Raw genomic sequence first — 17,406 nt, 5'->3', positions numbered from 1 at the left:
CCTCGCGTTCGGTCAGAACCTGATGCAGGTTAAGCCGCGGTCGGACCGGCTCCTGGAACTAATCGAGATCGGTCCTGCGGACTCGCCCTTGAACACGCAGATCGTCAGCGATATCCGGAGGAAGGTGAGCCCCCCACGCTGAGTTTGCTGACAAGACCTGCTCGACTGCCAGCTCCCGCGCATTCCGTAGTTTACTTAGGTACAGGAAAGAACCCGTGAGGGTCGCCCCGCCGAAAAATGCACGCAGGTCGGCATGAGCAAATACAGCACCAGAAAGATTGGCGCCCTTGAAGTCGATACTCAGAGTGGATTTTGCACCTTCAAAATGTGCTCCTGATAGGTTGGCTTCAGGGAAGCTGGCTCCAGTGAGAAGCGCCCTATCGAACCGTGCTCCAGCTAGATCGGAGCCATCAAAGCGCGCCATCGGCAACCAGGCATCTGTGAAGCGGGCCCCATGGAGATGGAGACCGCTCAAGTCGACCTTGAATGGCAGCTCTAGGAAATCTACCGGGCCAACACTTCTTCTTTGGTGGAGCTTCCGATGTGTCAGCACCGTCAACGCAGCCTGAACATCTGGGGCTGGAGTGGAAGGAAGTGGGTCGAGATTCGGCGCGTGCGTAACTAGAACGCCCTCATTACTCAAAGACGCACGACGAACCTTAGGTGCGTGCTTACGCAAGAACGCGGACAGGATCTGGCTGATGTGGATCGCCTGATCTGGTGCGTCATGCACCACCTGCTCTAGGGCCAACACACCACCGAGCCGAATGTGCTCGTCATCCGAGCTGAGTCGCTCCAGTGCCTTAATCAGGCGGTCGGTTACTTGGCCTCGGCGAGATAGGCGATAGTTGCGCGCGGTATATCCCAAGGCAATTGAGGCACCGAGGGCGGCCAGGCCTTGCACCAAAAAAAGCCGAAACTGGCCCTCTGCCTGCGCTTTTGCTTCATTGGAAAGACCATCCCAGCCAGGTTGGCTCATGGGTACAAGTGCCGACACTAGTCTCCGCCCAAGCGCCCCTGCTGTTTCAAGATAGGTCGTCAGCGCCACCAAGGCGGCAGCAGAGATCAACAGGCATGTCAGCTTCCTCCCGTGCTTCTTGGCAGGCCTCGACACATAGTTGTGCCACAAGCTTGGCAATGTGATATCTACCCAGTGCGAACGGCCCATAGTTTATGGGATCACACAAGCGGTTGCAGGGGATCCTTCTTGAGGAAGATATGAGCAACGGAAGCCCGTACTTCGTGGGAGCCCTTTGCGGCCTGCGGTCAACCCGGGACGAGGGCTTCCGCTGACGGTAGTTCAGAGAACGTGGCCTGCACTTTCGCGACGTTCTGGTGCACGATGGTCCGCTCGTCCTCGCCGAGCTGCCGGTCACGCAGCCCGGGGACAACCCGGTCGGCGGCCGCCACGAATGAGTGGCAGGCGGTCACCAGATCCAGGAACTCCACCGACCGGTCGATCTGACGGACAGCCGGGACGACCGGACTGCTCCGGTCGAAGTCCTCACGGGCTTGCCGACCGCGTTCGGCCTGGGCATGGTTGACCTGGAAGCGGGCAGTGTCGTCGCTCATCGCCTTGAGAGCGACGTCCGGCCGCCGCAGCAGGCCGGTGGCCGCGGTGGTCGCCACCGACTCCTCGCGGGTGAACTCCTCCACCACCCGGACCTTGTCCTCCACGGGCACTTTGGCCGCCGCCTGAGGACGCTTCAAGAAGTCGGCGGTCACCGCGCCCCGTTCACCCAGTACGTGAAGGACCAGCACGGCATCGATGCGGTGGTGCACCGCGAGCTGACGATGGACGGCCTCACCCGGGCGCTGGACGCCGGGCACATGGTCATGGCCTCCGTCTCCCAAGAGATCCGCCGGCCGCACCCGAGCGGTGTGGCGGCCACCTCGTCCTGGCAATCGGCCGTCACCCGGATGGGGGAACCGTCTTCCGCAACCCGCCCGGCCACACCGGCCAGGCCCGCACCGCCGCCCTTCCCGCCGACCAGTTCAGGGCCTGCTTCGGCGGCTGCGGCATCAGGGGTCCAGCTGCAGCAGTTCCACCCGGTGAAAATACGATTCGGGACCAGTGATAGGCGCATGTCAATCATGGTGAAAAGATCTTTTGATCACCGTCGTTGTGAGCGCTCGCCGGGCAAACGCCCGCTAAGTAGGGTTATGCTCAAACCATGCGATGTCACCGTTTGGAGACCAGTCGGAACGACGAAATAAACTGAGAAGCAGCGCTGGAGGTGCGGCATGGCGACCCGCTCATTCACCGAACAATGCGAACGCATCTTCGGTCCAGAACCGTCGCTCGCCCCACTGTTCGTCGAGGGGTTGGAAACTGGTCAGCGTGGGGGTTCCGACCCAGAGGATGTGTTCGCCACCACGTTGCGTGAATCGTCGCCCGATCTCGTTGACAGCATCCTCGACGGTTGGAAGAAGACGTCGAGGGTGGACCAGGCGGGGCGGGCGACGTCCCGGTCCCGAGGTGTTCGGGACCGGACGAAGGAGCGTGGTTACTCCTGGGAAGAGCGCGTTCGGAATCGAGCTGCCGAATATTCGGCTTATCACGATGCGATAGCCCGACTCAAGCGACATCTCATCAAGGCCGAGGTGAGTCGCGCTCTTGATGTCGGCGTTTCCAACTGGACTCCTTCCGACGAGGTCAAGGCGAACAAGTCGCTGCTCTACGAGGCTACCCAGGCCGTGTGGGGTGAGCTAACGATCGGCCCCCGTTGTGGGCAAGTGTTGGCTGTCGGCGAGACTCCGGCAAGGCCGAGGTACGCGCTCAGGCTGTCGCGGATCAAGTGCAACGACAAAGACGAGATCGGCCACGACGAGGTGTACGTCGTGTCTGTCGTAGTCGATGGTGCAGGGAACCTGAGGGCCGAGACGAGTCCTCGCTATCGAATGAACGACGGCGACACAGATGTCAAGTGGCCGAACCGGTATATGTACCCGGGGGCTGATCCCGGTGGCTTCTTGGATCTCGCGGTTGAGCTTTGGGAAGACGATGGCGGCTATGGCGAAGTCGTCAAAGCCATTGCGGGGCTTGGAGCCGCAGTAGCTGCTGCAGGTGCGGCAACCACGAACCCATATGTGTTGGGGGCCGGGGTAGCTCTCGGTTTGATCAGTGGACTCGTCGGGATTGCTGGGTTGTTCCGACACGACGTTCGGTATGGCCGGGAAGAACGGTCCTGGTTGTCAGACGCTGATCTCGCGGCGGGAGTAGGTCCGTATACCGTCAGCTTCATCAACAGAGATACCGGATGGCGAGATTTCACCCAATGGAACTACGATCTTCAGATTGATCTGGTGCTCACGAGCGGACAGTAAGTGCACGCCCCGGCACGCACGGTTCTGGTCCTCATCTACGACGCATTCAATCTCATTTTCTGTCGCGCCATCGAAGTTCGTTGACCTTTGGTGGCGCGCGGGATGATCTGGTCGGCTGTCTTGGTTCGGGCGAGCGGCTCATCGCAGGTTCGTTCCAGCCGTCGATGAAGGTCTCGATCGCGGCGATGAGGTCCTTGACGCTGAACGTGCCGCGTCGAATCGCCTGCCGGTCAAGGTCGGTCGGTCAGAGGACCTTGAGCTCAAGAAACACATCGTGAAGCACGTGTGGGGTTCCAGAACTGGGCCGCTGCGTTGACCTGCGGCTTTATGCCGCTCTGTCGTATTGGTTGATGAGGCCTCCGAAGAGGGGTCGGCGTTTGATCCGTTCGTGAGTGAGGCTGGTGACGCGGTGGTCGGGTCGTGGTGGTTGTGGTTGTGGTTGTAGTGCACGGTGGGGGCGATGGCGGTTGTAGTGCCGGGCGTACTCGCCCAAGGTGGTCTGTAGGTGGCGTTGGCCGAAGATGAGCATGCGTGAAGGGTGTCTTTATTGCCGTACGGTGGTTGACCTGGGGCTTTGCGATCGCTCAAGTATGGGCATGATCAGTGATCGTGGGTCTGCGACTGCTGTACCTGGTCTTCTGTCGGCTGCTGGGCTGCTTCCTTTTGCTGGGCCGATCGACCGCCGCGAACAACGCCGAGATCCTCGCACTTCGTCATGAGGTCGCTGTGCTGCGCCGGCAGGTAGAGCGGCCGCGGCTCTCATGGGCTGATCGTGCCGTGCTCTCCGCTCTCGCACGGTACCTGCCACCCGTCTTGCGTCGCCATCGGCTGGTCACTCCGGGCACGCTGCTGGCCCGGCACCGTCGTCTGGTGCGCTGGAAGTGGCGCCAGACGGCGGTCAGGTCCGGTCGTCCACCATTGCCGGAAGGGACAGTTGCGCTCATCCAGCGCCTGGCGAGAGAGAACCCGACCTGGGGATACGTCAGGATCCAAGGTGAGCTTCGACGGCTTGGCTATCGGGTCGCCGCCGCCACGATCCGGCGCGTTCTGCGCCGCTCCGGCCTGCCGCCCGCACCGCAGCGAGCATCTCAGCAGACCTGGCGTTCCTTCCTCCGTTAACAGGCCCACACGCTGCTCGCCTGCGACTTCATGCACGTAGAGACCGTCTTCCTCAGACGTCTCTATGTCTTCTTCGTCATGGAGATCGCTACCCGGCGCGTCCATGTCCCGGGTGTCACAGCCCACCCGACCGGTGCTTGGGTCGCCCAACTCGTCCGCAACCTGCTCATGGATCTCAAGGAGAGGGCTGGGTGCTTCCGGTTCCTCATCCGTGACCGGGACAGCAAGTTCACCGCCGCGTTCGACGCCGTCTTCGCGGGCAACGGCACAGCCGTCATCCCGACGCCGCCGCAGAGCCCGCGGTCCAACGCGTTCGCCGAACGATGGATACGCACAGCCCGCGCAGAATGCACCGATCGCCTCCTCATCACCGGCGAACGACACCTCCGCGCGGTCCTCACCACGTACGCCAAGCACTACAACGCGGGACGAGCTCACCGCGGCCTCGGCCTACGAGCACCTGACGACGACCCAAACGTCATCCTCCTGCCTGCTGCCATGGTCAGGCGCCGCCAAGTACTTGGCGGACTGATCAACGAGTACCACACCACGTCACTCCGTCTGCCTCACCATCCACAGGAGAGGCCCAGCTCAGCTGCCTGATCGGAATATTGACACCCTTCAGGGTTGCTGCTCGGGGGTTTCGGCACCAGTACCTGCGCACGGTGCAGGCGCTGCTGGCTAGGCACTGTCCGGCGGACATGTGGCCGTGATGGCACCAAGTTGGTTCTCGCGGGCCGGACTGCGCCCGGTTGCGAGGCGTTTCTGCCCCTCGGGCATGGGCAGGACCGCCAGTGCGGTGTCTGCAATGTTCCGCAGCGTCTCCGGGTCCAGGCCGGCCTTGCTACCGCCTCGATACCGCGGACCACCGTCAACAGCAGTGCCGCCAACCGCTCCGGATCCGCAGCGCTATCGATGTCGCCGTGGCGCTGGGCGGCGCTGATCTCCGTCCGCAGCAGGGTCAGCAGTGCCCTCATGGTCTCGTCCGACCGTCCGGCGACCGTCGGATCATGCTGGGCCAGTTCCGCCGCGCCCTTGGCCAACAGGCATCCGCGGCGCTCGGTGTCGGAGGCGGTGTTCTCCGCCATGAGGCGCACGTAGTGGCCGCGGCCCAGTGGCCGCGGCCGCTGTCGGCTCCGCGGCCCGTCGACGACCTGCCCGGCCGTCCGCCCCGCGGCCGGGGACGGCATGGCTCGGCCGCGCTCGTCCAGGGTGGTCGGTCCGGGCAGGCGTGAGCGTTTGCGCAGGCTCAGGGGGACGTGGTCCAGCGTGGCGCGGTCTCGGCCCACTTGGCGTCCCACTGGGCGAGATTGCGCCGACGCAGGACCACGGCGACGCCGCGGTAGGCGGCGGCACCGGCGAGGGTCACGGTCAGGAAGCCGACGAGCGCCCAGCCCATGGTCCGGCTGCGGATCTGCTCGGCGGGCATGGGCGGCTCGGCGATCGCTCCGTCCGCGTCGACCCACACGTCGACGGAGCTGCCCGCGCTGAGCCCGGGCAGGACGTCGGTCTCGGCGGTGCGGATCCGTCCGTCCGGGTCGGTGTAGCGGACCGTGGCCGGATAGCGGTTCTCTCTCGCCTCCGCCGATCCGGGCTCCGGATGGTCCGGGGCGTCGTGGGTGAGGACGGCCGTGGTGAGGCGCAGGGTCTGCCTCTGGTGCTCGGCGGCCGCGCGGTAGTGCCGGTGGGCGGCGTCACCGATGGCGAACATGGCACCGAGCCCCAGGATCGGTACGAGCAGCAACATCGCCAGGGCGATCCGGCCCTGGAGGCGGTCGGTGCGCCGGTACAGCGGATTGTGCCGCCAGCGCCACAGCGACAGGGGGTGCACGAGCCCGTGGCGCGGGGGATCCGGGGGCTGTGCGGGTGGTGGCACGCCGGACACAGGTTCTCCTTTCCGGGGCAGGGGGTGGCGTTCAGCAGACCCCGGCCGGTGAGGTGGCGGGGTCAGGGGGCAGCGAGGTCAGCGAGGTCAGTGGAAGAGCGGGCCAGGCCCGGGTGGGGACGTGCCCCTGGCCGACGGATGTCCGTGCGCGGCCCGCAACATCGTGGCGGCGCCGCGGATCGCCGCGGTATGCGGGGTGGGAACCGCCCGCAGGGGCGCGTGCGTGCCGCCGGCGAGCCGGTGAGTGAGGTCGGGGCGCAGTGCGCCGCCACCGGCCAGGAGGGCACCCCGGCTCAGGGCCTCGGCGGTGAGGGACGTGCGGTCCTGCCGGAGCATGGAGGTGAACATGGTGCTGATGGCTTCGCTGATCTCCGCCGTGGCGTCGGCGTCTGCGAGGTCGGTGGTGCCGGCGAGGTCGGTGGTGCCCAGGGCGGTGCGGCGGGCGTCGAAGACCAGGCCGTCGACGAGGAGGACCACCTCGGTGAGATGGGCGCCGATGTCCACCACGAGCAGCGGCAGGGAGAGGTCGGCGCCCGCGGCCAGGGCGATGGCGCGCGCGGTGGGGACGGTCAGGACCGCGCGGGGGCGGAGCACTTCCACGGCGGCGCGGGCCCGTTCCCGGTAGGCGGGGCCGTCCAGCACCGGCGCGGTGACCACCACCAGCGGGCGGGTGAGGCGGGGCAGGCGGTGGCTGAGGAGCCGGTCGAGCATCCGGGCCGTTCCCGGAACGTCGACGATGGCGCCGCGCTGGACCGGATACACCGCCCCAGCACCGGGGAAGGTGATGGTGGGTACGTCGAGGACCATCCCGCGGCCGGCTATCCAGGCGCGGGTGCGGGCGCTGCCCAGGTCCAGGGCGAGGCCGCAGCAGTGCCGGCACAACGGCCAGGGCTGGTGCCGGTGCCCGGCGGGGGAGCCGGGCCGGAAGCGGCGGCGGACGGTCATCGTCCGGCCTCCCGTACCTGCTGGCACCGTGCGCAGTAGCGGGCCTGTGGAACGATTATCAGCCGGTCGCGCTCGACAGGGCGACGGCACAGGTGGCACGTGCCGTAGCGGCCCTCGGCGATGCGTCGCAGCGCCGCCTCCACGTCGGCGAGGACCATGCGCGCGGAGGCGGCGACTTTGACGTGCACTTCGGCCTGTGCCGCGGAGCGGCGCCGGAGCAGGTCCTCGGCGCGGGGCGGCGCGGCGATCTGCCGCAGCTGTTCTTGGCGGAACAGGCGCTGTTCGTGGAGGTTCTCCCGCAGCGCGGCGAGGTCCTCGGGCGACAGGTGCGCGGCACGGTCGCCGATGGTCTGGTGGTTCACCACTTCACCCCTTTGAGCAGGGCGGAGACGAAAACAGGAGGCGGACGGGGCGGGTCAGGCGGTGGCGCGGCCCTGGCAGGCGACGCAGTACCGGGTGTAGGGGAGGATCTCCAGGCGTTCGGCGGGGACGGGCTTGGCGCAGCCCTGGCAGATGCCGTAGGTGTCGTCCTCCACGCGGGCGAACGCCTCGTCGATCTCGGTGAGGACTCGCTGGATCGCCTCCGTCTGAGCGGACACCAGATGGGCGTCCGTGCTCTGGGCGCTCTCGTCGAGGGCACGCAGCTGAGCCAGGCGGCTGTTGCGGGCGTGTTCGAGGCGCTGACGGGTTTCATGAGAGGTCAGCCGCCCGGGGCGGGGGCCGGTCTGGGCGGTGTCGAGCGGCACGATGAGGTCCTTTCGTGAAAGCGCGCCAGGCGCGGCAGTAGCCGCCCGGTTCCGCCGGCCGCGGTCTCCACGACCGCGCGCACTGGCCGTACCGGACGGCTCGAGCACCTTCGACTCTGCTCGACCCGGCGTCGGAAGCCCATCGGGCGCGGACCCCATTTGACCGGGGCAGCGGTGACCACGGGGCGATGGCGGGGAAGGGCGCGTGGGTACCCGATGACCTCGGATATGGGTGACGGGCCCCATCGACCGCGCGCGGTGCGGGAGGCAGGCTGTGTCAGGCTCGGTCGTGATCAGTTGTGGCGGCTCCGCCGGGGTGCGATGGGCGACAGTAGAGCTGATCACACGCGGAGCGCAGAAGGAGGAACTTCCCCGGTGTCGCTGTTCTGGCGGATCTTCGGGCTCAACGCCCTGGTGCTGGGCACCGCTACGGCGCTGCTGCTGTGGGCGCCGGTGACCGTCTCCGTGCCGGTGCTGCTGACCGAGGCGATCATCCTGGTCGGCGGTCTCGCCGTCATGCTGGTCGCCAACGGCACCCTGCTGCGCTGGGGCCTGGCCCCGCTGGACCGGCTGACCAGGCTGATGACCACCGTCGACCTGCTGCGCCCGGGCCAGCGGCTGCCCGTGCCTGGCGCCAGCGGCGGTAGCGAGGTGTCCGAGCTGATCCGCACCTTCAACGCCATGCTCGACCGGCTGGAGCACGAACGCGCCACGTCCAGCGCCCGGGCGCTGCTGGCCCAGGAGGCGGAACGCCGCCGCATCGCCCAGGAACTGCACGACGAGGTCGGGCAGAGCATGACCGCGATCCTGCTGGTGCTCAAGCGCGCCGCGGACGACGCCCCCGAACCGCTGCGCGAGGACCTCCAGCAGGCCCAGGAGATCACCAGGGAGAGCCTGGACGAGGTCCGCCGCCTGGTGCGCCGCCTGCGGCCCGGCGTCCTGGACGACCTGGGCCTGGTCAGCGCACTGACCTCGCTCACGCAGGACTTCGCCACCCACACCGGGCTGCGGGTCGTGCGCCGCCTCGATTCCGATCCGCCCACCCTCGACCGGGAGAGCGAGCTCGTGCTGTACCGGGTGGCTCAGGAGAGCCTGACCAACGCGGCCCGCCATGCGGACGCGCGGCAGGTCGAGGTGAGCCTGCACCGGGTGGGCGAGGCGGTGGTGCTGGAGATCGCCGACGACGGCCGCGGCATCGAGGCCGCCTGCGAAGGCGCCGGGATCCGCGGCATGCGCGAACGGGCCCTGCTCGCCGGGGCCACCCTCGACATCACCTCGACGCCTGGCACCGGTACCCGGATCCGCCTCATCACACCCGCCCCCAGGAAGCAGCTCTGACCATGCCCGATCCGACCCCGCCCGGACCCACCACGGCCTCGGCACCGTCCGCCACGGCCGGGAAGCCGATCCGCATCCTGCTCGCCGACGACCACGCTCTCGTACGCCGCGGCGTACGCCTGATCCTCGACAGGGAACCCGACCTGGAGGTCGTCGCCGAGGCCGGGGACGGTGCCGAGGCCATCGAGGCGGCCCGGAGCCAGGAGATCGACCTGGCCGTGCTGGACATCGCCATGCCGCGCCTGACCGGTCTTCAGGCCACCCGGGAGCTGGTGGCGCTCAAGCCGGGTCTGCGCATCCTGATGCTGACGATGCACGACAACGAGCAGTACCTGTTCCAGGCACTCAAGGCCGGGGCCTGTGGCTATGTGCTGAAGTCGGTTGCCGACCGCGACCTGGTCGCCGCCTGCCGGGCCGCGATGCGCAACGAGCCGTTCCTCTACCCCGGCGCGGTCACCGCCCTCATCCGCAACTACCTGGAGCGCGTCCGCCACGGCGAGGAAGACCCCGACCAGTTCCTCACCCCTCGTGAGGAGGAGGTCCTCAAACTCGTCGCCGAAGGGCACTCCTCCAAGGAGATCGCCGAGATCCTGTTCATCAGCGTCAAGACCGTGCACCGCCACCGGGCCAACCTCCTGCACAAGCTCGGTCTGCACGACCGGCTGGAGCTGACCCGCTACGCCATCCGCGCAGGTCTCATCGAACCCTGACGCCCGCCCCGCACCGACGTCCGGGGCTCTGGTCGTCCACTCCCCGGCCGGAGCCACGGACCGGCACCCCACGCCGAGCACACGGCAGGAGTCGAGCACCCCGCAGGAAGGGGACGGTGCATGCGCCCAGCACCCCGCAGCACCCCGACCGCAGTTCACCCGCTCGCGGGGACGCTCATCGCGCTCCTCGCCGTCCTGCTGGCGTTGGTTCCCGCCGATGCCGCGCGCGCGGCTTCCGTTCCGGTGCCCGCGGCTTCCGTTCCGGTGCTCGATCCGGCCCCGGCGGCCACGGGCGCCGAGCGCCCCGACACCGGTCCCCACGCGGACGACCCGTGTGCCGTCGGCTGCGCGGCCCAGGCCAGAGTCCGCCACGACCACCTCGGCGAGCGCCCGTGCCCACCGGATCACCACGCCACCGACCCCCCTGACGCGGATGCCGGCCCGGCTGTCGGTACCCGTGCTTCAGCGCCTTCCGCGTGCGCACCCGCCTCTCCCGGCCGGTCGGCCCACGACCGCGGCCGGGCCCCTCCGGCACCCGCAGGTACCTGACGCGACCCATCACCCTTTCCTCCGTCGCGGCCGCGCGGGCCGCTGCCGCGGCGTGCCTGCCGGAGGCTCGTGTTGAAACGCCGGAACAACCGTTGGAACAACCGCCAGAACAACCGCCAGAACAACCGCCGGAACAACCGCACCAAGTCCTTGCGCGTGCGTGCGCTACTCGCCCTCGCCGTGATCGCCGGATCGCTGGCCATCGCCCTCACCACGCCCGTCCGCCTCGGCCTCGACCTGCGCGGCGGCACCCAGATCATGCTGGAAACCCGCTCCACCCCCACCACCGACGCCGACGCCGCGGCCACCGACCGCACCGTGGAAGTGCTGCGCGGCCGCATCGACGCGCTCGGCGTCGCCGAACCGACCCTCGTCCGCTCCGGCGACCACCGCATCCTCGTCGAGCTGCCCGGCGTGTCTGACCCGAAGAAAGCCGCCGACGTGCTGGGCCGCACCGCGCAGCTCACCGTCCACGCGGTCCTCGGCCCGGCCCGGACCGCCGACGGCGCCACCGCCCCGGCGACCGATCCGGCCAAGGAGCGCGTTCTGCCGGACAAGTCCGGACAGCCCCTGCGCCTGCGGGCCGCCGATCTGACCGGACGGGACGTCGAAGGCGCCGACGCCCGCTTCGACCAGCAGGGCGGTGCCGGATGGCACGTCGCGGTCGACTTCTCCAAGACCGGCCAGGACCAATGGCGGCAGATCACCGCACGGGCCGCCTGTCACCCGGCCGGTGACCCGCAGCGCCGGGTCGCCATCGTCCTCGACAACAAGATCATCTCCTCGCCGCAGGTCGACCCCTCCGTACCGTGCGGGACCGGCATCCCGGGCGGCACCACCCAGATCACCGGCTCCTTCGACGAGACCGAAGCCCGCGAACTGGCCCTGCTCATCTCCGGCGGAGCCCTGCCCGTACCGGTCGAGACCGTGGAACAGCGCACCATCGGCGCCACGCTCGGCGATGCGGCCATCGAGGCCGCGGCCTGGGCCGCCGGCATCGGCACCGCGCTGACCGCGCTGTTCATCATCGCCGTCTACCGGCTCATGGGCCTGCTCGCGACCGCGGCCCTGGCCTGCTACGCCCTCGTCTCCTACGCCGCCCTGGCCGCGCTCGGCGCCACACTGACCCTGCCGGGCCTCGCCGGGTTCGTCCTGGCGATCGGCATGGCCGTGGACGCCAACGTCCTGGTCTTCGAACGGACCCGCGAAGAGTACGCGGCCCGCAGCCGCCCCACCCCCCGATCGGCAGTGACGGCCGGGTTCCGCGGAGCCCTCAGCGCGATCGCCGACTCCAACATCACCACATTGATCGCCGCGGCTCTCCTGTTCGCCTTCGCCTCCGGCCCGGTGCGCGGCTTCGGCATCACCCTCGCCGTCGGCGTCCTCGCCTCGATGGTCAGCGCCCTGGTGATCAGCCGGGTGCTCGCCGAGTACGCGGCCAACCGCCCCGCGGTCTTCCGCCGACCCCGCGTCACCGGCATCGCGAGCACCGGCTGGGTCCGCGACCGGCTGCTGCGCCGCGACCCGTTCCTGATGCGCCGTCCGCGCCGCTGGCTGGCCGCCTCCGCCGCACTCGCCGTTATGGCCGCGTCGGGCATCCTCGTCCGCGGCCTGGACTTCGGCATCGAGTTCACCGGCGGCCGGCTGATCGAGTACGCCACCAGCACCTCCGTCGACCCCGACCGGGCCCGCACCGCCCTTACCGACGCCGGGTTCCCCCGCGCGGTGGTGCAGTCCTCCGGTGACACCGGGCTCACGGTGCGCGCCGAGAACCTGACCAACGCCGACGAGGCCGCCGTCACCGAAACCATCAGCAACCTCGGCGGCGAGACGAAGAAGATCCGCGACGAGCTGATCGGCCCCAGCATGGGCGACGAACTGCGCCGCAACGCCCTCATCGCGCTCTCCCTCGCACTGGGCGCCCAACTGCTGTACCTCGCGGTGCGCTTCCGCTGGTTCTTCGGGACCGCGGCCGTCGTCGCGCTCGCCCACGACGTGGTGATCGTCATCGGCGCCTTCGCCTGGCTCGGCAAGCCCATCGACGGGGTCTTCCTGGCCGCCCTGCTGACCGTCATCGGCTACTCGGTCAACGACTCCGTCGTCCTCTTCGACCGCGTCCGCGAACTGCTCGACCGCGACCGCACGACACCGCTTCCCCGCCTGACGAACCGGGCGATCCTGCAGACCCTGCCCCGTACCGTCAACACGGGCATGGGCGCGGCACTCATCCTCACCGCACTCGCCGTCCTCGCCGACGACACCCTCGCCGACTTCGCCCTCGCCCTGCTCATCGGCCTGGCGGCCGGCACCTACTCCTCCGTCTTCACCGCCGCCTCACTCACCATCGAGCTGCACCCGCCCCGGAAGGCGTCGCGGCCGCGGCCGTCGTGGTTCACCCGGCGGCACTGCTCCTCGGGGCAGAACGTGGTGTCGACTTCCGAGGAAACCCCTCGATAGGGTCACCGTCGTTTCCGAGCTCACGTCCTTCCCCACGACGCCCGCCGCACCGACCACGTGCCACACCTTCGCGTCCTACCCCACACCCGTCGAAACCCCGGTCCTGGTGACCAGCGGTGACTGGTCCGGAGACGCCGACGGGCTCGTGTTCCAGAACACCGGGTCCCGCGCCGTCGACGTGGAATACACCACGTACACGAACGACGGGACCGTCCCGGTGGCCGGCACGGTGTGCGTCACGACGAGCAAGGCGAGCAGACAGTTCTTCTACAACCCGACCACCGTGCACACGGTCACCTGGCGCGCCGACAACACGGGCTGACATGACCGCACCGCGGGCGCTTCCGGACCGGAGGCGCCCGCCTTTCCGTCAGCCCCGGCCGCCCGGCCACTGTGGTGCCTCATCGATTTCCGCTGCCCACGGGGCCGGGCTGAGTTCTGGAACCCCACACCCCTCAGGGGTGATGCGCATGCTCGCCGCCCTCGACCTGGCCACCGGCCAGATCTCCTACCGGATCCGCAAACGCAAATAGTGGCGCGAGTTCCTCGGCCTGCTCAAGACACTGCGGGAACGCTGGCCCGGGGAGAAGCTGTGTACGTCGTGCTGGACAACTTCTCCCCGCACAGCCACGCCGAGGTCCGCACCTGGGCCGCCGACAGCGACATCAAGCTGGTCTTCGCACCCACCTACTGCTCCTGGCTGAACTGGATCGAGTCCGAGTTTGCCGCGCTGCGCTGCTTCGCTCTCAATGGCATAGACCACCGCACGCACGACGAGCAGAACGCCGCCATCGCCGCCCACATCCGCTGGCACAACGCCCGCGCCGAGCCGAAGACTCGCATGGCATCCGAGTCACCCATCCGGCAGTGGACCGAGTACCCGGCCAAGGCTGCGTGACAAGGGCCAGCGGCAGCGATCTTGGCGGGGTGCACGTGGGGCCGACGGGCGGCCGCGGTCTGATCGAAGGGAACGCTTCCGAAGGTCAGGTCACCAGGGGACGACCCCGTTGTCGTCGAAGAGCTGGCCGGTCGGGCCGTCGTCCGGCAGGGTCGCCAGTCGGATGGCGATCGCCGCGCCCTGCTCGGGGGTCTGGGTCCCGCTGAATCCGTTGAGGTCGGTGGCCACGTAACCGGGGCAGGCGTTGTTGATCAGGATGTTGGTGCCGTTCAGCTCCTTGGCGTACTGGATGGTGACGGCGTTGAGGTAGGTCTTCGTCGGCGCGTAGCCCCCGCTGATCCCCCCGAGGTCGACGCCGGGCGTGGTCTGCAGTGTCAGGGAGCCGACGTGGCTGGACTGGTTGACGATCCGCGGGTGTGCCGAACGGCGAAGCAGCGGCAGCATCGCGTTGGTGACCCTGATGACGCCGATGACGTTGGTCTCCACCAGTCGCCGCACGGTGTCGAGGTCGATGGTCGTGGGTTCCTCCGGCCAGCCGCCGGCAACGCCGGCGTTGTTGACCAGTACGTCGAGCCGTCCTGCCCGCTCCTCGATCAGTTGGACCGCGGCGGTCACGCTCCCGCTGTCGGTCACGTCCAGGGGTACGCCGAAGGCGTCGGCACCGGCCGCGCGCAACTTCGCCACGGCGTCCTCCCGGCGCTGCTCGTCCCGGGCGCCGACACCGACACTCCAGCCCCGCGCACCGAGCCCGGCCGCGATCTCGTACCCGATTCCCTTGTTCGCGCCAGTGACCAGCGCGATCGTTTTCTCGTTCACGACAGCGAGCATGCCCGCGCTGCGGCCGGGCACCAACACCCTCTCGGTAGTGCAGCAATACCCGAACGATATCGATCAGCCGTCTGCCGTCATTAGCCTGGGCGCATGGAAATACGCGAGCTGCGGTACTTCGTCGCCGTCGCCGAGGAGCTGCATTTCGGCAAGGCTGCCCAGCGCCTCGGGATAGCCCAGCCGCCCCTGTCCCGTACGATCACCCAGCTCGAACGGCGGCTCGGAGTCGCCCTGCTGGAACGCACCAGCCGCAAGGTCACGCTCACCGAGGCCGGAGCCGTGCTGCTGGCCGAAGCACGCGCGATCCTCAGCGCAGTGACCGCGGCTGAGCGGCGTACCCAACGGGCCGCGACAGCACACCCCAGCCTCGTCCTCGCCGTCAAAACCGGCACCGCCGGCGAGCTGCTGACCAAGTTGCTCGACGCCTACGCCGCAGAACCCGGCGCAGCCACCGTCGAGCTACTGCTCTGCGAGGCACACCAGCACCAGCAACTGCTGCAGGACGGGCAAGCCGACGTGGCTCTGCTCCACCTGCCCTTCGACTCAGCAGTCGGGCTCGACACCGAAACCCTGTACACCGAGGGGCAGGTCGCGATCCTGCCGGCCGCACACCCGCTCGCCAGCCGCTCCCAGGTCCGGATGGACGACGTCACCGCACTGCCCAAGCTACCGATGGCCCGCTGGCCCGACCCCGGCGGCAGCTACCCAGAAGGACCTGGCGCAGAGGTACGGAACGTGACACAGCTCTTCCAGCTGATCGCGCTCGGCCGCAGCACCGCGGTCATTCCCGAGTCGGCCGGCGCCGACCTGCGCCGAGACCTCGCCGCCGTGCCGGTCCTGGACGCTCCGCCCGTGACAACGGTGATCGCCTGGCCGCCGCACAGCCGCCTTCGTCCAGTTGCTGACCTCATCCGCGTTGCAACACGTCTCTGAACCCGGATGAGGAGCGCAGCCGCCCAACGACGGCCCCGATCAAGCACCTGGCAACTCAACGCTCCTGCATCAGCGAGGTAGTGTCCTTGACCGTCTGGCCCTGGGCGGACATCAGCACACGATCGCCCACCGCAGCCGCACCGGGTCCTTCGCCGTCCGGCTGATCCGCTGCAAGCGGCGGCCTTCCTCCATGCTGACCCGCGGGCGAACACTTGCGCTTGCCGGAAACCTCGTCCGCCCAGGTCATGCGGCATGTCGGTATTCGTGGAGGATGCCGCCGAGTCGATCACGTCGTTGTATGTTGAGGCGGGTGATCTTCTCCGGATCGGCGATGGCCGGCGGCAACGGGTGCAGCGGGCGGGCGTTGGCGATGCCCTGGTGCGGCCGGTGTGTGTTGTAGAACTGCTCGAACTCTCGTAGGGCGTGGAGCAGGTGCCGGTGGTTCCAGATCAAGGTGCGGTCCAGGAGTTCCCGTCTGCAGGTCTGTACCCACCGTTCCATGAGCGAGTTCATTCTCGGCATCTGAACGCCGCTGAGGACGACCTCGATCCCCGCATCCGCCAGGACGGCATCGAACAGGTCGGGGAACTGCCCGTCCCGGTCCCTGATCATGTAACGCGCCCGGCAGCCCACGTCCTCAAGATCCATGACAAGGTTCTTCGCAGCCTGCGCCACCCACGCTGAATTGGGGTGCGCGGCAGCACCCAGCACCCGGATCCGTCGGTTCGCGTGCTCGATGACGGCCAGCACGTACATCCGAGCCCCGGACAAGGTGACCGTTTCGAAGAAGTCACAGGCCAGCAGGGCGTCGGCCTGGGAGCGTAGGAAGTCCGCCCACGTGCTGGAGGACCGCTCGGGCGCTGGATCGATGCCAGCCTCTTGCAGGACCTCCCAGACGGTGGAAGCGGCCACCTTCACGCCCAGGACGAGCAGTTCACCGTGCAGGCGCCGATACCCCCAGCCAGGATTCTCCCGCGCCAGGCGCAACACCAGGGCCCGCACCGAGTGCACGGTCCGAGGCCGCCCCGAGCGCTTAGGCCGGGAGGCGGCAGCATGGCGGTGTGCGAGCAGGTCGCGGTGCCAGCGCAGCACCGTGTCCGGCCGCACCAGCAGCCGCACCCCGCGGAGCACGTCCATGGGAAGCCGGTGCAGCAGCGCCGCCAGAAATGCCCGGTCGCTCGGGGCGAACCGCACCCGCTCCTTGCCGAGTTGGCGTTCCAGCACCACGATCTGGTGGCGCAAGGCGAGTGTCCCGACAGTCTTGTCCCGCTCGCCCATCGGTAGCAGGCGCAGCGTGGCGAACGCATTCGCCACGCCCAGGTAGGCCAGTCGCAGCAGCACGGTCGATCATCTTGCCGCCGCGAGCGCCGGCCTCGCGAGAGCGCCCGATCGGGCGACTACGCCGGCCGACCTCCCGTACACCGCGCACACCGCCTCCCACCAGGGCGGATGATATTTTCGGCAAGGGCAGTGCTGCGCCTTATCGCGGAGGGTGAGGAACTTGCGCAGATCGCGGTGAAGCTTTCGTACTCCGAGCGCACCATCAAAAACGTATTGCACAGCCTGATGAAGCGGATGAACCTGCATAATCGTGCGCATCTTGTCTCGTTCGCGATACGCACCGGTCTCATCTGACATGCGGTCGACCGCTGGAGGCGTGAGCCACCCGCG

At 68.4% G+C, this 17,406-nt stretch carries 17 protein-coding genes and 4 pseudogenes; 10 read left to right on the top strand and 11 right to left on the bottom strand.

Annotated elements, in window-relative coordinates; translation table 11 throughout:
• Positions 1–58: 58 nt before the first annotated feature.
• The gene (locus J5X86_RS43735; protein WP_208522190.1) at positions 59–979 is read right to left on the bottom strand and encodes a pentapeptide repeat-containing protein; all 921 of its coding nucleotides are present in this window, start codon (positions 977–979) and stop codon (positions 59–61) included.
• A 287-nt stretch (positions 980–1,266) separates the two neighbouring features.
• Positions 1,267–1,821: pseudogene (locus J5X86_RS43730) on the bottom strand (DUF6192 family protein); the annotation flags it as partial.
• Between the two features lie 423 nt (positions 1,822–2,244).
• Between J5X86_RS43730 and J5X86_RS43725 the strand changes: the two are divergent.
• Positions 2,245–3,327, top strand: coding sequence for a hypothetical protein (locus J5X86_RS43725; protein ID WP_208522189.1), 1,083 nt, complete (start codon positions 2,245–2,247; stop codon positions 3,325–3,327).
• Positions 3,328–3,362: 35 nt separating this feature from the next.
• Here the strand turns inward: J5X86_RS43725 and J5X86_RS53110 are convergent.
• Positions 3,363–3,562: pseudogene (locus tag J5X86_RS53110) on the bottom strand (hypothetical protein); the annotation flags it as partial.
• A 374-nt stretch (positions 3,563–3,936) separates the two neighbouring features.
• Between J5X86_RS53110 and J5X86_RS52670 the strand changes: the two are divergent.
• A pseudogene (locus J5X86_RS52670) lies at positions 3,937–5,049 on the top strand (integrase core domain-containing protein).
• On the opposite strand, the gene J5X86_RS52665 reads toward J5X86_RS52670, so the two are convergent.
• Positions 5,013–5,534, bottom strand: a complete 522-nt coding sequence (locus J5X86_RS52665) for a TetR family transcriptional regulator C-terminal domain-containing protein (RefSeq protein ID WP_374229421.1) — start codon at positions 5,532–5,534, stop codon at positions 5,013–5,015. The pseudogene J5X86_RS52670 and the gene J5X86_RS52665 sit on opposite strands and share 37 nt — an antisense overlap.
• Here J5X86_RS52665 and J5X86_RS43715 point away from each other — a divergent pair.
• Positions 5,457–5,681 carry a hypothetical protein gene (locus J5X86_RS43715; protein WP_208522188.1) on the top strand — a complete coding sequence of 75 codons (225 nt, stop codon included), beginning with the start codon at positions 5,457–5,459 and terminating at the stop codon, positions 5,679–5,681. The genes J5X86_RS52665 and J5X86_RS43715 overlap by 78 nt on opposite strands.
• A 14-nt stretch (positions 5,682–5,695) precedes the next feature.
• Here the strand turns inward: J5X86_RS43715 and J5X86_RS43710 are convergent, their stop codons facing one another.
• The 4 genes from J5X86_RS43710 to J5X86_RS43695 all read right to left on the bottom strand — a co-directional run bounded on the left by J5X86_RS43710 (position 5,696) and on the right by J5X86_RS43695 (position 8,022).
• Positions 5,696–6,322 carry a hypothetical protein gene (locus J5X86_RS43710; protein ID WP_308124906.1) on the bottom strand — a complete coding sequence of 209 codons (627 nt, stop codon included), beginning with the start codon at positions 6,320–6,322 and terminating at the stop codon, positions 5,696–5,698.
• A gap of 96 nt (positions 6,323–6,418) precedes the next feature.
• Positions 6,419–7,276, bottom strand: coding sequence for a rod shape-determining protein (locus J5X86_RS43705; protein WP_208522186.1), 858 nt, complete (start codon positions 7,274–7,276; stop codon positions 6,419–6,421).
• Positions 7,273–7,641 (bottom strand): TraR/DksA C4-type zinc finger protein, encoded by a 369-nt coding sequence (locus J5X86_RS43700; RefSeq protein WP_208522185.1) that lies wholly within the window; start codon positions 7,639–7,641, stop codon positions 7,273–7,275. The genes J5X86_RS43705 and J5X86_RS43700 overlap by 4 nt, the downstream gene beginning before the upstream one ends.
• Before the next feature lie 51 nt (positions 7,642–7,692).
• Positions 7,693–8,022: a TraR/DksA C4-type zinc finger protein gene (locus J5X86_RS43695; RefSeq protein WP_208522184.1), complete on the bottom strand. Its 330-nt coding sequence runs from the start codon at positions 8,020–8,022 to the stop codon at positions 7,693–7,695.
• A gap of 375 nt (positions 8,023–8,397) precedes the next feature.
• Here J5X86_RS43695 and J5X86_RS43690 point away from each other — a divergent pair, with 375 nt between their 5' ends.
• The 5 genes from J5X86_RS43690 to J5X86_RS43670 all read left to right on the top strand — a co-directional run bounded on the left by J5X86_RS43690 (position 8,398) and on the right by J5X86_RS43670 (position 13,974).
• Complete coding sequence (locus tag J5X86_RS43690; protein WP_208522183.1) at positions 8,398–9,360, top strand: HAMP domain-containing sensor histidine kinase; 963 nt, start codon at positions 8,398–8,400, stop codon at positions 9,358–9,360.
• A 2-nt stretch (positions 9,361–9,362) separates the two neighbouring features.
• Positions 9,363–10,070: a response regulator transcription factor gene (locus tag J5X86_RS43685; protein WP_055554920.1), complete on the top strand. Its 708-nt coding sequence runs from the start codon at positions 9,363–9,365 to the stop codon at positions 10,068–10,070.
• Positions 10,071–10,775: 705 nt separating this feature from the next.
• On the top strand, positions 10,776–13,076 hold the full coding sequence (secD, locus tag J5X86_RS43680) for a protein translocase subunit SecD (RefSeq protein ID WP_208522215.1): 2,301 nt from the start codon (positions 10,776–10,778) through the stop codon (positions 13,074–13,076).
• A gap of 106 nt (positions 13,077–13,182) precedes the next feature.
• Positions 13,183–13,398, top strand: coding sequence for a hypothetical protein (locus J5X86_RS43675; protein ID WP_208522182.1), 216 nt, complete (start codon positions 13,183–13,185; stop codon positions 13,396–13,398).
• 270 nt (positions 13,399–13,668) lie between these two features.
• Positions 13,669–13,974: a transposase gene (locus tag J5X86_RS43670; RefSeq protein ID WP_208522181.1), complete on the top strand. Its 306-nt coding sequence runs from the start codon at positions 13,669–13,671 to the stop codon at positions 13,972–13,974.
• A gap of 90 nt (positions 13,975–14,064) precedes the next feature.
• Here the strand turns inward: J5X86_RS43670 and J5X86_RS43665 are convergent, their stop codons facing one another.
• Positions 14,065–14,802 (bottom strand): SDR family oxidoreductase, encoded by a 738-nt coding sequence (locus tag J5X86_RS43665; RefSeq protein ID WP_208522180.1) that lies wholly within the window; start codon positions 14,800–14,802, stop codon positions 14,065–14,067.
• Positions 14,803–14,895: 93 nt separating this feature from the next.
• Between J5X86_RS43665 and J5X86_RS43660 the strand changes: the two genes are divergently transcribed.
• Complete coding sequence (locus J5X86_RS43660; protein ID WP_208522179.1) at positions 14,896–15,735, top strand: LysR family transcriptional regulator; 840 nt, start codon at positions 14,896–14,898, stop codon at positions 15,733–15,735.
• A gap of 55 nt (positions 15,736–15,790) precedes the next feature.
• Here the strand turns inward: J5X86_RS43660 and J5X86_RS43655 are convergent, their stop codons facing one another.
• Together J5X86_RS43655 and J5X86_RS43650 are read right to left on the bottom strand one after the other, a co-directional pair.
• A complete protein-coding gene (locus J5X86_RS43655; RefSeq protein WP_208522178.1) occupies positions 15,791–15,982 on the bottom strand; it encodes a hypothetical protein in 192 nt (63 codons plus the stop codon).
• On the bottom strand, positions 15,979–17,076 hold the full coding sequence (locus J5X86_RS43650) for an integrase core domain-containing protein (RefSeq protein WP_208522177.1): 1,098 nt from the start codon (positions 17,074–17,076) through the stop codon (positions 15,979–15,981). The genes J5X86_RS43655 and J5X86_RS43650 overlap by 4 nt, the downstream gene beginning before the upstream one ends.
• Positions 17,077–17,205: 129 nt before the next feature.
• On the opposite strand from J5X86_RS43650, the pseudogene J5X86_RS43645 reads away from it, so the two are divergent.
• A pseudogene (locus J5X86_RS43645) lies at positions 17,206–17,370 on the top strand (response regulator transcription factor); the annotation flags it as partial.
• Positions 17,371–17,406: the final 36 nt, after the last annotated feature.

It is taken from the genome of Streptomyces sp. NEAU-YJ-81, from assembly GCF_017592595.1.
GTDB lineage: Bacteria > Actinomycetota > Actinomycetes > Streptomycetales > Streptomycetaceae > Streptomyces > Streptomyces hygroscopicus_B.
The sequence above is the reverse complement of the archived record's forward strand: the minus strand, read 5'-3'. Positions and strand labels throughout refer to the sequence as shown.